This is a genomic window from Streptomyces sp. NPDC102441 (genome assembly GCF_044765585.1).
Lineage (GTDB): Bacteria > Actinomycetota > Actinomycetes > Streptomycetales > Streptomycetaceae > Streptomyces.
The window spans coordinates 148,242-162,566 of the sequence record NZ_JBIWKH010000014.1; the positions used below are offsets into that span (position 1 = coordinate 148,242).

Consider the following 14,325-nt stretch of genomic DNA (forward strand, 5'->3'; position numbering starts at 1 on the left):
CGGAGCGGGGATTTCCTCACGTATATTCAGTGGTTCTGTGTGCCCACAGAAAAGGCCCCACATCGGGGGCCACTAGAGACACCATATCCGGCAGGGAGCGATTTTGTCAACTCGCGAAAACGTCGAATTGCAGAAGGAGCAGGAATTCATCGACCGGCTCTACGACCGTGTCGACGTGCTGCGCGGGGTCACCGCACAGCGCGTCGAGGACGCGTTGACGCCGGTGGGGAACAACCTGCAGGCCCGGCTCGAACGGGATGTGCTCGTCTCCGAGCGTTCCGGCATGCTGGCCGCCCTGAATTCGGTGGACGGTTCGCTGTGCTTCGGCCGTATCGATCTTCGCGACGGCGCCGCGCACCATATCGGCCGTATCGGAATTCGTGAGGACGACACCGAGCACACGCCCCTTCTGGTCGACTGGAGGGCACCGGTCGCCCGGCCCTTCTATCTCGCCACCGGGCATACGCCGATGGGTCTGCGCCGGCGCAGACACCTCACCACCGAGGGGCGCACGGTCACCGAGCTGCACGACGAGATCCTCGACCTGGGGGACGACGAGCGCACCGGCTTCGAGGACCCGAGCGGTGACGCCGTGCTGCTCGCCGCGCTGAGCTCGGCGCGCACCGGCCGCATGGGCGACATCGTGCGGACCATCCAGGCGGAACAGGACCGCATCATCCGCGCGCCGCACCGTGGCGTCCTCGTCGTCGAGGGCGGCCCCGGCACGGGCAAGACGGCGGTCGCGCTGCACCGCGCGGCCTTCCTGCTGTACGAGCACCGTGAGCTCCTGGCCAAGCGCGCGGTCCTGGTCGTGGGCCCCAACCCGGCCTTCCTGCGCTACATCGGCGAGGTACTGCCCGCGCTCGGCGAGACCGGCGTCATGCTCGCCACCCAGGCCGAGCTCTTCCCCGGCGTCCACGCCCGTGGCACCGACACCCCCCGCGCGGCAGCCGTGAAGGGCGGCGCGGGGATGGCCGAGGCCCTCGCCCTCGCCGTACGCGACCGGCAGGGGCTGCCCGAGCCGGGCGCGCCCATGGTCATCCCGCACGACGACGGTGACCTGGTCCTGGACTGGGAGATCGCCTACGAGGCACGGCAGTCGGCCCGCGAGACCCGGCTGCCGCACAACCTCGCCCGCCCGTACTTCGCGTTCCAGGTGATCGACGCCCTGACCAGGCAGCTCACCGAGCGCATCGGCGCGGACCCGTACGGCGGCCCCAACTTCCTGGGCCCGGACGACGTCGCCCAGCTGAGCAAGAGCGTCGCCGCCAGCGACGAGGTGCACGCGGCCGTCGGGGAGCTGTGGCCGCTGCTCACCGCCGAGGACTTCCTCGCCGACTACCTGACCGAGCCGGTGTACGTGACCGACGAGGACGCGGAGGCCATCCGGCGCGCTCCCGGCGACAGGGGGTGGACGTCGGCCGATGTGCCCCTCCTCGACGAGGCGGCCGAGCTCCTCGGGTCCGACGACAGTGCCGAGCGGGCCGCCGCCGAGGCGGAGCGCCAGGAGCGCGTCGCCTACGCGCAGGGTGTGCTGGAGCTGTCCCGGGGCTCGGAGACGTACGAGTTCGAGGACGAGGAGGAGTCGGAGATACTGGCCGCCCACGACATCATCGACGCCGAGCGGATGGCGGAGCGGCAGGAGGAGGCCGACCACCGCAGCGCCGCCGAGCGGGCCGCCGCCGACCGGACCTGGGCGTTCGGGCACATCATCGTCGACGAGGCGCAGGAGCTGTCGCCGATGGCCTGGCGGCTGCTGATGCGCCGGTCGCCGACCCGCTCGCTGACCCTGGTCGGTGACCCGGCGCAGACGTCGGAGGAGGCGGGCATCGGCTCGTGGGAGACGATCCTGGAGCCGTACGTCGGCGACCGCTTCGACCATGTGCGGCTGGGGGTCAACTACCGTACGCCCGCCGAGATCATGGAGCTGGCCGCCAGGGTCGTACGCGCCCAGGACCCGTCGTTCGAGCCGCCCGGGTCGGTGCGTTCGACCGGCGAGACGCCGTGGACGCGGGAGACCGGCGCGGATCTGGCGGGCGCCGTGGCGCGGGCCGTCACGGAGCTGACGCCCGAGGAGGGCCGCCTCGCGGTGATCGCCCCGCGCGAGCTGCACGAGGAGATCGCGGCGCCGCTGGACGGGATCACACCGGGCGCCGAACCCGACCTCACCCAGCCCGTGGTGCTGCTGGGGCCGCGTGAGGCCAAGGGGCTCGAATTCGACCACGTCCTGGTGGTGGAGCCCGGAAGGTTCGGGACGAGCGACCTGTACGTGGCGCTGACGCGCGCCACGCAGCGCCTGGGCATCGTCCACCGGGAGGAGCTGCCCGAGTCGCTGCGCTGACGGCGCTCCGGCAAGGGGCAGGGCTCCGCGAGGCCCGTCACCAGCCCTGTCCTGGCCCCGTCCCGTCCCGGCCGCCGGGAGCAGCATCCCGGAGGCGGCGTTCCGGCCGTCCTGTGTGACCACACCGGCCGGGACCGGGCTCCGGACAGCTCCTGAGGGCGGTTCCGGCAGATCTGCCGACGGGAAGCCGGGCCGCCCCCGCCTACGTCCACCCGCCGCTTGAGCTTCGGGATCCGGGCGCCGGGATCCGAGGGCGGAGTGCCTTCCCGAGATCGTGGACGGCCCGCGGTTTGCACCACGGAGCCATAGCCTGGGCCATCGCCCGGTCGAGACCGGTCCTGCGAACAAGCGCGAGGTCAGGCCTGCCGCCTGACGAAGGTCACGAACTCAGTCCACGCGGCCGGACGGATCCCAATCTTCGCCCGGCCGCGGTCCTTCGAGTCGCGCACCATCACCTCTGCGGGGTCGTTGTCGGCGACCTCCACGCAGGTGTCAGACTTCGTGTAGCTGCTGGTACGCCAGTTGGGCTGAGTTATCAAGTTGACCTCTCCTAGTCGGTTGTCATGCCGTCGAAGTGGCGGATCGCAGTCAGTATCAGGTCCCTGGCCGCTTGTCCGTAGACGGCGGACTGCCGATGCAGCTCAAATGCCTTGCGGTAAAGCTCGATCTCTCGTGGCTGTGTGACAGACATTTCCGCGGAGTACGTCTCCACCATGACTAGCTGGTCATCAAACATGGAAAAGGCGTGCCCGATCCAGAGGGCGAGGCGCGTCGACCGTGGGACGATGCCCAGACTCAGCCTGGGAAGCGCCATCACAGCCATCAGCCGGTCGAGCTGCCCCCTCATAGCTTCCGGGCCCCCGTGGTTCGAGTAGAGGGCCTGCTCGCCAAGCAGGACGTTGAAGATGCGGTCGCCCTTGTACAGGTAGGACTGCCGTTCGAGACGCTTCGCCACAGCGGCGTCCATGTCGGCCGGCGTCTCGTAGTAGCTGGACACCTGCTGAAAGATGTCCTCCGCATACTCGACAGTCTGGATGGTTCCCCAGATGGTGGCTGGGTCCCAGATTCGGAAGACCTTGGTCTTTCTGTAGAGGGGCAAGGACTGCTTCTGGCGGTTCTCGGTACCAGCCGCGAGTACGCGTCGCCACTCCAGCCACAGCTCATCGATGTGGCGGACTGTGGCGATCAGGTCAGACAGGTCGGCTTCGTGCCCAGTCTTCGCACACCAGAGACGTATGTCGTCTTCGCTGGCGTTCTGTTTGCCGTTCTCGATCCGAGAGACCTTGGATTCCTGCCACCCTGTCGCAGCAGCGAAAGCCCGGCCACTGCCGAATCCCGCGTCCTTACGGAATCCGCGCAGCCGGGCACCCAACGCCTCTCGTGTCTCTTGTGCCTTCTGCTCGCTCACGGAACGGTCAGGGCTTGTACTCGTTGTGCGGGACGGACGTGCCCCAGAGAAGGTCCCGGACTCGTACGCACTCGGCGACAACCGAGGGGTCCGTGATGATCTCAGAGCCCAGGACGCGCCCTGACTCGTCGAAGTGCCCCACGGCCAAAGTCTCGTCGTCGAAGAGCCACCAGTCGTTGCCCGCGACGGGGAGCACCAGGCCCTCGGGCATCTCGTGGCGCGGCAGCCAACGAATGGACTCGCCCGCCTCCTCATTGACGTGGGTTGAGATGTACTCCCACCGAATGTACGGCGCGTGCGGCTCGGTGACGACGCGCACGCGGCGCACGGTCTTCCCCGCGTCGGTAACGCCCTTCATGAGCTGCAACCACGGCGCCATGTACGAGTCGTCTTCCTCGGCCCCGTCGAGCCACGCCCGGAACGGGCCGTCCTCGTTCGGGATTGAGTAGTCATCCCTCAGCTCCAAGTGGAAGGCGTCGTGCGCGAAGCTCTCAAAGAGCTGGTTGCGCTCGTCGCTGGAGATCAGCTCCACGCGGTTCCTCCAGTAGCGCCGTGATCGCGGCCTTTGGGACCTCGACCACGGTTTCATAGTCCGGAATTTCCATCTGCGCCAGAGCTTCGGTGTCAGTCACCTCCTGGCCTTGCACAACGTACGTACCTTCAGGAGTGAGGACCATCAGGGGGTCCTCTCGACCCCGAGGACAAGAAGCAACAGGCCGTCCTCAACCGGTACCGCGAAGCTGCCGCCGAGTTCCAGACGGGCAACGTGCCGCCCACGATGACCGGCCATTGGCTGATGAAGAAAACCCAAGTCTCGGCTGGCCGAACCTGGGCCGATCTTGGAATCGCGCTCGCCTGGCTGACGAAGGAGTACGAGGAAAACCCGCCCTTCGTTCGGGCGGACGGGCTCCAGGCGTACAGCAGCCTCGAAAGCAAGCTGGAGTACGCCACGGACGTTCTTCCTCGTGGCGTCGATGTGAGTTGGGCGTACTACACGCCGTCAAAGAGCCTGACCGCGTTCTCGGTCGTGTGCTGCCCAAACCGATTCCATCCGAACATTCCTTGCCCACTCCCACCGTCGTAAGGGGAGACGCCATGTCGCTCAGCCTCTTACTTCCCGACGAGGGTGTAACCGCCCTTCTGACCTCCTGGCCGGATGAGCCCCTGGTCTTCGAGCGCGGCGTGACCGAGCTGGACCGCACGGTCACGCCGGAGTTCCTCGACCGATACATCGACACCGCGTGTGTGCCGGCGGACGACATCGCTCTCGTAATGTCGGGGCCCTCGCTGCACCCCGACTGCCACCGAACGGAGGGGCGAACCGATCCCTCCAAGCTCCGCAAGCTCCACCGCGACGGCTACACCGTTCGACTGGGGAACCTCCAGCGCGTGATTCCGTTCCTGGCGGAGGCGTCCCGAGCGATCCAGGAGGAGACCGGCTACAGCAATTACGTCTCCGCCTTCCTGACCCCACCTCGGAATCAAGGGCTGCTCCATCACTGGGATCAGCAGATGGGGGTTATCGCTCAGGTCGAGGGCGTGAAGCGCTGGCAACTCTGGCGTCCGGAGTACCCCGCGCCGATGCGCGAGTATCAGGAGTCCTTTCGCGTGTGGAACCCAGACTTCATCCCGAAGTGGGAGACGCTCGGCCCTGACGTGGAAATCGACCTGGAGCCGGGACAGTCCCTCGTTCTCCCGCGTGGATGGGTCCACAACCCTCATGCCCTGGACTCCGACGAGGGGACGGTTCATCTCACGTTCGCGATACGGGAGCGAACACCCCTCTGGCTGGCAGAGAAGCTCGTCGCATCAGCGATCGATAACCCGGAGTTCCGTCGCGTGGTCCTGCCCGGCAATCTCCTCGGGGAGCCGGCACTGGCGGACACCCTGCGGGAGACGCGACGGGCGCTCGTGGAGCACCTCGAAACGCTGGACGTGAACGGCCTGGCCCGCGCCGTGCGCCTGGCCTCCGTGACTGAGATGGAACCGGCAAGATAGAACTCCAGCTCACCCGCGAGCCCCGGCTCGTCCGCACCCCCGTGGCGGATGGGCCGGGGCTCCTCGCCGTCAGAGCTGTACCGCGCCTTCGGTGTCATCCCTTCCGGTGGCGAGGGTTCTGTGACGCCGAGATGGGCTCCGGTGCGCGGGCCGGTCCCGGGACTCGGAGCTCGGGGTGCGAGCGTCGGGGTGGGTGGTTCACACCTTCGGGGGACGGAATCAGAGCTTCCGCCCGACGCTTGAGCTTCGGGATCCGGGCGCCGGGATCCGGGCGCCGGGATCCGAGGGCCGGGATTCGAGCGGTGCCTTTAACCGGTAGGGAAAGAAGGGGGTTTGGGAAAACCTCCCCGACCTCCCTGACCCGTCACGGCCAGCAAGTATGACTAATCGTGACTGACTTGCGGCGGAGCGTGGTGGCTGCTTACGGTGCGAAGACCAAACGACCCCGACGCGGTGTTAGTCGCACCAGGCCGGGGTCTGACCGCAAGATCGGACGAAAGCGATCCCGTGGCTATCCAGCACAGTAACTCCGCCCTGCGCGCCCCCGCATCCTCGCGCCCGTACCCGATGGCCAACCCCGGTTACGGCAAGCGCTCGATGCCGGATCAACTCCCTCGCACCGCTGAGGACTTCGCCCTGCTGCCCGCCCGCGAGCGGTACGTCGCCGGGTTCATCGACCAGCTCCCCGACGGCGCGTCGATGGACGTCAAGAGCCTCGCCAGGCAGCTGCCGCTGTACGGCCAGCAGGCCGTCGGCTCGGCGCTGAAGGCGCTGGCCACCGCCGGATATCTACGCCGCGTACGGTGCCTCGTCGGCGAGCAGGGGCAGGTCCGCTGGGTCTCCCGGACGTTCTGGTCGCGCACGGCCCGCGACAACGAGTGGTGGGCTGCCACCGAGGTCACCCCGGCGACGGCCCAGCTCACCCCGGCTATCGCCGAGTTCGCCCCGGGGCCCGTCGAGTTCACCCCGGCAGCCACGGCCGCACAGCCCTGCGACCCTGCGGCCACCCCCGCCGCACCGCCGCAGCCCGCCCCTCCCGTGCCCGTGGTGCCCCCGCAGCGTGTCGCGGCCACCGCCGAGCCCTCCCCCGCCTACCTCGCACTGGCGCGCCTGGGCCGCGTCGACTCCCGCCTGCCTCTGTCCGCCGCCGACTGCACGGTCCTGGAGGCCCTGGCCGCCGCATGGTTCGCGCGCGGTGTGGATGCCGACTACCTCACGCAGGCCCTCACCGCCGGGCTCCCGCCGCAGGTCGACTCCCCGGTCGGCTTCGTACGCCGCCGCCTCACCGACAAGATCCCGGCGCACGTGCCCGCCGCCCCGGCGCCGCCCGCACCGGGAACGCCCGTGCACCGCGTGATGCTGGAGTGCGCCAAGTGCGGCACCCCGGGCCGCCCCGAAGCCCTGCCCGACGGCCTGTGCCGCCCGTGCCGCGCGCCGGGGCAGGACGCCGCGCCCGAGGTGCCGGTGGACCGGCCCAGCGAGGAGGACGTGCGTACGCTCGCCGCCGGACTCAGGGACCTGCTGAAGTCTCCCTGAGCCACCTGCGGCTGCACGCCGGCTCAGCCCACCAGCAGGTCCCGCTTCAGCTCGCGGATGTCCTTGGCGTCGAGGCCGAGCGCCTTCCTCTCGTACGCGCCGAACGAGCCGAACTCCGACCGCACCTCGTCGAATCCGGAGTTGAGGTATTCGGGGCGCACGTCCAGCAGCGGCTTGTACACCGCCGCCTGATCGGCCGGCATCGAGGCGAGCGCGGCGGCGTTGGCCTCGGCCCGGTAGTCGTTGGAGGCCAGGTAGTCCTCCATGACGGTGGAACGCGGGACGCCGAGCGCCGTGAGCAGGGCCGCGTTCGCCCAGCCCGTGCGGTCCTTGCCGGCCGTGCAGTGGAAGGCCACGGCGCGCGAGTCCTCGTCCGCGATCCCGCCGAACACCGAGCGGTAGGCGGCCTTTGCGGTGTCGCCGCTGACCATGAACTTCTCGCCCTCGACCATCATCGCGACGCCCTCCTCCGGGGTCGTCGGCATCTCGGTGTAGGTCGGCGATCCCGCCAGCACGTCCGCCACGACGTGCGTCGTGCCTGCCGGGACGCGGTCGGGCGCGGCCGAGCGCTCGGACTCCATGCGCAGGTCGTAGACCGTACGGACCGACAGCCGCCGCAGCTTCGCCAGATCGGCGTCGGTGAGCTTGTCCAGGGCGTCGGAGCGGTAGACCTCGCCCATCTTCACCCAGTGGCCGTCGGCGGTGCGGTAGCCGCCCGCGTCACGGAAGTTGACGGATCCTTCGAGCGCGATGAGCCGGTCGGCGAGGTGCAGGGAGCCGCCCCGCTCGGGCGCCAGGTCGAACCACTGACGGTCGGCGGCGGGCAGCCCCCGCACGGTGACCTTGCCGGACGCTCCGCCGGAGGCCACCGTGCGCCCGTTCGCCTTGATGGCAACGCGGCGTACACCGGGCGCCTTCCACTCCACCGTGTACGAACCGTCGTCCGACGCCGTGACCTCGGCCTGAGTGAACGGAATGCGTGCGTGCGAGCCCTGCGCATGGCCGGCGGGGGCGCCGTGCGCCGAGACGGCGGGGGCGGTGATTCCTACGAGGAGCGCGGCGGCCAGGGCGCAGGTGGAGGCCTTTACACGAGTCATGTGCGTCATGCATGGATCGTCGGGGGGTCTGACGATTGCCGCCGTAACGCCTGGTGAACGCAGCCGGAAGACGGGCCGAACAACCCGCCGCGCACCCCACCGCATCGGGCACAGGATGTCGGGTCCGGCAGGGTGGGTCCTTCCTAACGTGAGAGACGAAAGGAAGGAGTCCGGGATGCTGGACCGGCTGAACCAGGCCATGGAGCACATCGAGTCCCACCTCGACCAGCCGGTCGAGGTGGCCGACCTCGCACGTATCGCGACGACGTCGGAATACCACTTCCGGCGGATGTTCTCGGCACTGGCGGGCCTGCCGCTGTCGGAGTACATCCGGCGCAGACGGCTGACCGTGGCGGGCGCCGAGGTGCTCGCCGATGACCGGACGCTGCTGGACATCGCGACGCGGTACGGCTACGGCTCGGGCGAGTCCTTCGCGCGGGCGTTCCGGGCCATGCACGGCGTGGGTCCGGGCGAGGCCCGGCGCACGGGTGCGGTTCTGCACTCCCAGCCCCGGATGTCCTTCCGCCTCATCATCGAAGGGAGCAGCAGCATGCGATACAGGATCGTGGACAAGGCCGAGTTCCGTGTGGTCGGCAAGAAGGCCCGCGTACCGCTCGTCCATGAGGGGGCCAATCCGGCCATCGCCGAGTTCATCCGGGGCATCGACCGGGGCATGGTGCGGCGCATCGCCGCACTCGCCGATCAGGAGCCGGACGGGATCGTCGGGGTCAGCGACCAGCTCGACCCGAGCCGGGCCGAGGGGACCGAACTCGACTACTACCACGGGGTGGTGACGGGCGCCGAGGTCCCCGAGGACATGGATGCCCTGGCCGTCCCAGCGGGCCTGTGGGCCGTCTTCGAGCACTCCGGCCAGTTCCCTGAGGCGCTCCAGTACCTCTGGCGGGACGTGTTCACGCAGTGGTTCCCGTCGAACCCGTACGCCAGCAGGCCGGGGCCCGAGATCCTCGGCGTGCGGCTGTCGGAGGACGGGGCGACGGCGGACGCCGAGCTGTGGATTCCCGTGGAACGGTCCGCCGCCTGAGCGGGTTCACTGCCGGGTGGCGGACAGCTTCTCCTCGATCCAGGCGAGTCCGAAGTCCAGGACCTCACCGGCCTCGAAGAGGTGGCTGTCCGCCGCCCCGGCCCTGCCCCGGCAGCCGGTTCCGGCGGGACCGTCGGCGCGCGCGAGCAGGGAGGCCTGATCGGGGGCGGTTGTCCATGAAAGCGCACGCCTGGGCGTCCCCACCGGCTCCCCGGCCGCGGACGGCGGGCATGAGCAGATGTGTGGGACGGGTCGCCGGGGCAAGGTGGGAAGCATGACGACAACGCTCGGCGGCTTCGTTCTCGGTACTCCCGATCCTCCCGCGCTGGCCGACTTCTACCGGGCCCTGCTGGGCTGGGAGGAAGCCGAGCGCGATCCGGAGTGGACCCGCCTGAAGGATCCCGGACAGGAACGGCCCGGCCTCAGCTTCCAGCTGGAACCCGATCACATCGCTCCGGAGTGGCCGCAGCGCCGGGGCGCCCAGCAGATGCAGGCGCACCTGGACATCCGGGTCGACGACCTGGAGGCGGAGACGGAGCGGGCCTGTGCCCTGGGCGCGACGCTGGAGGAGCACCAGCCTCAGGACGACGTGCGGGTCCTGCGAGACCCTCACGGTCATCCGTTCTGCCTCTTCCTCCCGGGCGCCTGAAGGACCCGAACAGCACACCTATCCCGGGGAGTGGACGCCCACGAGTTCCTCGGAGATCCGCCAGACACGCTGTGCCTCCTCGGCGCTGCGCAGACGGCTGTACAGCTTCTGCTCCGCAGAACGGCCGCCCAGGTGCCCGATCCCGCTCGGACCGTAGAACCCGCCGCCCGTCGCCTCGGGGGAAGTGGCGGCGTAGAGGGCGGGCAGCTGCGCCGTGCGCACCGTTCCGACGATGACACCGCGGGCCGACAGGGTGCGGATCAGGCGCACCCCCAGCGTGTCCTTGGCGCGGCCCACCTCGGGGCGGGCGGCGAGCAGGCTCGTCGGTGCGACTCCCGGGTGGGAGAGGTTGCTCGTGATGCCCCAGCCCGCCGCTCTGCTGCGCCGGTCGAGTTCGAGGCCGAAGAGACCGAAGGCGATCTTCGACTGGCTGTAGGCGCGCATGCCGTTGTAGGAACGCTCCCAGTTCAGGTCGTCCCAGTTGATGGCGTTGCTGTTCGCCGCGATGCTGACCTGCGACGTCACACGGGCCCGGCCGGCCCGCAGCAGCGGCAGCAGATGGCTGACCAGGGCGAAGTGACCCAGATGGTTGGTGCCGAACTGCAACTCGAAGCCGTCGGCCGTCGTCTGCCGGTCGGGCGGGGTCATGACTCCGGCGTTGTTGACGAGGAGGTGAATGGGGCGGTCCTCGTCCAGCAGGGACTCGCCGAGCTCCGCGACGGAGGCCAGCGAGGAGAGGTCGAGGGCGCGCAGCGACACGTTCGCGCCGGGGGTCCGCTCGCGGATCCTGGCGACCGCCCCCTCACCCTTACGCGGATTGCGGACCGGCATGACGACCTCCGCGCCTGCGGCGGCCAGACGCATGGCGATGCCCAGCCCGATCCCGTCACTCGCCCCGGTGACGACAGCGCGCCGCCCGGTCAGATCGGGAACATCGATGTCGATGACTTGGCGTGACATGTGTGCACTCCTGATTCCCTGAGGATGTCGTCGTCCCCCACCGTGACCCCGGCGGCCGGACCTATCCAGGGACTCCCGATCCACTGATACGCGACCGGAGGGGGATCGGCGATCCGTGGATAAGCGCGGGTGCGCGCGCTAGAAAGGATCAGTACGAGAAGGAGAAGCACATGGAGATCGACCGAGCCGGGCTCGCGGCGTTCCTGCGGCGCCGCCGGGAGCTGCTGCAACCCGAGGATGTCGGACTCCCGCGCGGACAGCGGCGCAGAACCAGCGGGCTGCGCCGCGAGGAGGTCGCCGAGCTCTGCCACATGTCGACCGACTACTACGCCAGGCTGGAGCGCGAGCGCGGCCCGCATCCGTCCCTGCCGATGATCGCCTCGATAGCGCAGGGGCTGCACCTCTCCCTCGACGAGCGGGACCACCTGTGCCGTCTCGCCGGCCACACCCCGCCCGTCCGGGGCACGGGCACGGGCACCCTCGGTGAGCACATCAGCCCCGGTCTGCTGCGCATCCTCGACCGGCTGGACGACACGCCCGCGGAGGTCGTCACCGAGCTCGGGGAGACGCTGCGCCAGACCCCGCTCGGCAGGGCCCTCAGCGGCGACACGACCCGCTACACCGGACCGGCGCGCAGCATCGGCTACCGCTGGTTCACCGACCCGGCCACCCGCGAGCTCTACGCGCCGACGGAGCACGCGTTCCTCTCCCGGATGTTCACGTCCGGCCTGCGTGAAGTGGCGGCGCTGCGAGGCCCCGGCTCCCGCGCCGCTCACTACGCCGAGCTCCTCCTCACGCGGAGCGACGAATTCCGCGGCCTGTGGGACAAGCACGAGATCGGCATCCGCCCCGATCACGTCAAGCGCTTCATCCACCCGGAGGTCGGCGCCCTCGAACTGAACTGCCAGAACCTCCTCGACCCCGAACAGTCACACCGCCTGCTCGTCTACACCGCGGTTCCGGGCAGCGAGAGCCACGAGAGACTGCGCCTCCTCGCGGTCATCGGCTCGCAGGCGCTGCGCTGACCCGCTTCGCCGGGGACCGCCCCGCCGAGCGGGCGCGCTCCCGCCTGTCTGTGAAAAGCCTGTGCGGGAGCACAGTGCTCCACGCCCCCGGGAACCGTCCGGCGTGATTCCGCCGTCCTCAGGCCCGAACTGCCGCGCGGTCACAGCGGGTACCGCGCGGGACACGCCACGTATACGAGGAGCAGCATGACCGCCCACGGCAGTACGAGACCCCGGAACACCCGTCCGGGGAGCACCGGTTCCCTGTCGACGCGCAGCACGCGCACGGTCTTCCAGGACTGCGCGAAGGGCGTTCTGATGCTCACACTCGTGCTCGGAGCCACCACGGCCTGCGGCCCGTTCTCGGACAGCGGCAGCGGGTCGTCGAAGGGTGACAGCCAGAAGTCCAGGGACTGGAAGGTCGGCGACTGCGCGGGACCGGACACCAGCCAGTCGAAGGACGGCTTCCAGGGACTCGACTGCGACGACCCCAAGGCGACGATCAAGGCGCTGGAGGTCAAGGACGGCGAGATCTTCGCCGGGGCCGTCGAGTGTCCGGCCGGGACCGACGAGATCATCTCCGTGAAGGTCTCCTTCGGCGGGGACGCGTCCACCGGCGGCATCCCCAGCAAGACCATCTGCGGCCGGAACCTCTCCGGCGAGCATCCCGGAGACGCCGGCGCGGGCGGCGGCCAGCTCGTGGTGGGCGACTGCGTGAGCGACGAGGCGAAGGAAGTGGCCTGCGCGAGCGGCGGGAACAAGGTCCTCGCCCTGGCCAAGACCGCCGAGGAGTGCCCGGCGGAGGCGGACAACCCCATCGAGCTCTTCCCGAGCCCGGGCCGCCCGTACAACGCGATCTGCACCAGCAAGGCCTGACGCGACAGCGGCCGGTCCCGCGCCCGGGCGTGGGGCCGGGCGCAGGGGGCGCTGCGCGGCCGGGGTGCCGAAGTGTGCGCGAAGCCTTGACGTGCCCCTGCCCAGATGGCTTCATGGGAGCGCTCCCATAAGGCCATCCGATGTTTGCGTCCCGGCACCCCACTCTCTGGAGTCGCAGTGAGATCAGCAACGAGTACGGCACGGAAGAGCCCCCTGACCCTCCTGTCGAAGGGCCTGGCGGCCCTTCTCGGCGTCGTCCTGCTGGGCGCGCTCGGCCCGGCCGCGGCGCAGGCCAGGCCCGCGGAAGCCGCGGCGACCGGCCTGCACATCAGCGACGGCCGTCTGCTGGAAGGCAACGGCAACGACTTCGTCATGCGCGGCGTCAACCACGCGCACACCTGGTACCCGGGCGAGACCCAGTCGCTCGCCGACATCAAGGCCTTCGGCGCCAACACCGTCCGCGTCGTCCTCTCCGACGGCTACCGCTGGACGGAGAACGGCCCCGAGGAGGTCGCGGGCATCGTCGACGACTGCAAGGCCAACCGGCTGATCTGCGTCCTGGAGGTGCACGACACCACCGGTTACGGCGAGGACACCGCGGCGGGCACCCTCGACCACGCGGCCGACTACTGGCTCACCCTCAAGGACGTACTCGCGGGCCAGGAGGACTACGTCATCATCAACATCGGCAACGAGCCCTGGGGCAACACGGACCCCGAGGGCTGGACCGCCCCCACGACCGCCGCCGTCCAGAAGCTGCGCGACGCGGGATTCGCCCACACGATCATGGTGGACGCGCCCAACTGGGGCCAGGACTGGCAGGGCGTCATGCGCGCCGACGCCCAGGCCGTGTACGACGCCGACACCACGGGCAACCTGATCTTCTCGATCCACATGTACAGCGTCTACAACACGGCCCAGGCGGTCACGGACTACCTGAACGCCTTCGTCGACGCCGGACTTCCGCTCGTCATCGGTGAGTTCGGCGGACCCGCCGACCAGTACGGGGACCCGGACGAGGACACCATGGTGGCCACCGCCGAGCAGCTCGGCCTCGGTTACCTGGCCTGGTCCTGGAGCGGCAACACCGACCCGGTCCTCGACCTGGCCATCGACTTCGACCCGAGCCGGCTGAGCTCCTGGGGCGAGCGCATCTTCAACGGTGCGAACGGCATCACCCAGACCTCCCAGGAGGCCACCGTCTTCGGCACGACAGCCTGACCCGAGCCGGGTTCATCGGCCGGCCGGGATCCCCACCCCCTGCCGGCCGGTGAACCCTCCCTTCCCCGACAGGACTACGAGCGCGTCATCGAGGCCCCGCGTGGTGAAGTCGCCGCCCCCTGACACGGGTTCACCCTGCTTCCCCCACCCAGCCAGAGGGAGCACCACCGTGATCCGGAGATCGTCCATCCTC

At 69.6% G+C, this 14,325-nt stretch carries 14 protein-coding genes and 1 pseudogene; 8 read left to right on the forward strand and 7 right to left on the reverse strand.

The window, feature by feature from the left end; genetic code table 11:
- The first annotated feature begins 127 nt into the window (after window positions 1-127).
- On the forward strand, window positions 128-2,341 hold the full coding sequence (locus ACIREO_RS28725) for a HelD family protein (protein ID WP_404115627.1): 2,214 nt from the start codon (window positions 128-130) through the stop codon (window positions 2,339-2,341).
- A gap of 356 nt (window positions 2,342-2,697) precedes the next feature.
- On the opposite strand, the gene ACIREO_RS28730 is transcribed toward ACIREO_RS28725, so the two are convergent.
- From ACIREO_RS28730 to ACIREO_RS28740, 3 genes are read right to left on the reverse strand one after another with little or no spacing between them, the layout of a single operon-like run.
- Window positions 2,698-2,880 carry a DUF397 domain-containing protein gene (locus tag ACIREO_RS28730; protein ID WP_404115360.1) on the reverse strand — a complete coding sequence of 61 codons (183 nt, stop codon included), beginning with the start codon at window positions 2,878-2,880 and terminating at the stop codon, window positions 2,698-2,700.
- 11 nt (window positions 2,881-2,891) lie between these two features.
- Window positions 2,892-3,749 carry a helix-turn-helix domain-containing protein gene (locus ACIREO_RS28735; RefSeq protein WP_404115361.1) on the reverse strand — a complete coding sequence of 286 codons (858 nt, stop codon included), beginning with the start codon at window positions 3,747-3,749 and terminating at the stop codon, window positions 2,892-2,894.
- 7 nt (window positions 3,750-3,756) lie between these two features.
- Complete coding sequence (locus tag ACIREO_RS28740; protein WP_404115363.1) at window positions 3,757-4,281, reverse strand: DUF6879 family protein; 525 nt, start codon at window positions 4,279-4,281, stop codon at window positions 3,757-3,759.
- A 563-nt stretch (window positions 4,282-4,844) separates the two neighbouring features.
- Between ACIREO_RS28740 and ACIREO_RS28745 the strand changes: the two genes are divergently transcribed.
- Both ACIREO_RS28745 and ACIREO_RS28750 read left to right on the forward strand, forming a co-directional pair.
- Window positions 4,845-5,747, forward strand: coding sequence for a JmjC domain-containing protein (locus ACIREO_RS28745; protein WP_404115365.1), 903 nt, complete (start codon window positions 4,845-4,847; stop codon window positions 5,745-5,747).
- Between the two features lie 507 nt (window positions 5,748-6,254).
- Window positions 6,255-7,283 (forward strand): MarR family transcriptional regulator, encoded by a 1,029-nt coding sequence (locus ACIREO_RS28750; RefSeq protein WP_404115367.1) that lies wholly within the window; start codon window positions 6,255-6,257, stop codon window positions 7,281-7,283.
- A gap of 23 nt (window positions 7,284-7,306) precedes the next feature.
- On the opposite strand, the gene ACIREO_RS28755 is transcribed toward ACIREO_RS28750, so the two are convergent.
- Entirely contained in the window at window positions 7,307-8,389 is a 1,083-nt protein-coding gene (locus ACIREO_RS28755) for a tyrosine-protein phosphatase (protein WP_404115369.1), read from the reverse strand.
- A gap of 166 nt (window positions 8,390-8,555) precedes the next feature.
- On the opposite strand from ACIREO_RS28755, the gene ACIREO_RS28760 reads away from it, so the two are divergent.
- Window positions 8,556-9,422, forward strand: a complete 867-nt coding sequence (locus ACIREO_RS28760) for a GyrI-like domain-containing protein (protein WP_404115371.1) — start codon at window positions 8,556-8,558, stop codon at window positions 9,420-9,422.
- A gap of 6 nt (window positions 9,423-9,428) precedes the next feature.
- Here ACIREO_RS28760 and ACIREO_RS28765 read toward each other — a convergent pair whose 3' ends face one another.
- Window positions 9,429-9,626: a hypothetical protein gene (locus ACIREO_RS28765; protein WP_404115373.1), complete on the reverse strand. Its 198-nt coding sequence runs from the start codon at window positions 9,624-9,626 to the stop codon at window positions 9,429-9,431.
- A gap of 70 nt (window positions 9,627-9,696) precedes the next feature.
- Between ACIREO_RS28765 and ACIREO_RS28770 the strand changes: the two genes are divergently transcribed.
- The gene (locus tag ACIREO_RS28770) at window positions 9,697-10,071 is read left to right on the forward strand and encodes a VOC family protein (protein WP_404115375.1); all 375 of its coding nucleotides are present in this window, start codon (window positions 9,697-9,699) and stop codon (window positions 10,069-10,071) included.
- 18 nt (window positions 10,072-10,089) lie between these two features.
- Here the strand turns inward: ACIREO_RS28770 and ACIREO_RS28775 are convergent, their stop codons facing one another.
- Entirely contained in the window at window positions 10,090-11,031 is a 942-nt protein-coding gene (locus ACIREO_RS28775) for an SDR family oxidoreductase (RefSeq protein ID WP_404115377.1), read from the reverse strand.
- 170 nt (window positions 11,032-11,201) lie between these two features.
- On the opposite strand from ACIREO_RS28775, the gene ACIREO_RS28780 reads away from it, so the two are divergent.
- Window positions 11,202-12,056 carry a helix-turn-helix transcriptional regulator gene (locus ACIREO_RS28780; protein WP_404115379.1) on the forward strand — a complete coding sequence of 285 codons (855 nt, stop codon included), beginning with the start codon at window positions 11,202-11,204 and terminating at the stop codon, window positions 12,054-12,056.
- A gap of 140 nt (window positions 12,057-12,196) precedes the next feature.
- Here the strand turns inward: ACIREO_RS28780 and ACIREO_RS28785 are convergent, their stop codons facing one another.
- Window positions 12,197-12,361 carry a hypothetical protein gene (locus ACIREO_RS28785; protein WP_404115635.1) on the reverse strand — a complete coding sequence of 55 codons (165 nt, stop codon included), beginning with the start codon at window positions 12,359-12,361 and terminating at the stop codon, window positions 12,197-12,199.
- Between ACIREO_RS28785 and ACIREO_RS28790 the strand changes: the two genes are divergently transcribed.
- Both ACIREO_RS28790 and ACIREO_RS28795 read left to right on the forward strand, forming a co-directional pair.
- Window positions 12,351-12,911, forward strand: coding sequence for a hypothetical protein (locus ACIREO_RS28790; protein ID WP_404115629.1), 561 nt, complete (start codon window positions 12,351-12,353; stop codon window positions 12,909-12,911). The two genes, ACIREO_RS28785 and ACIREO_RS28790, sit on opposite strands and share 11 nt — an antisense overlap.
- Window positions 12,912-13,088: 177 nt before the next feature.
- Window positions 13,089-14,120 (forward strand): annotated as a pseudogene (locus tag ACIREO_RS28795) (glycoside hydrolase family 5 protein); the annotation flags it as partial.
- Window positions 14,121-14,325: the final 205 nt, after the last annotated feature.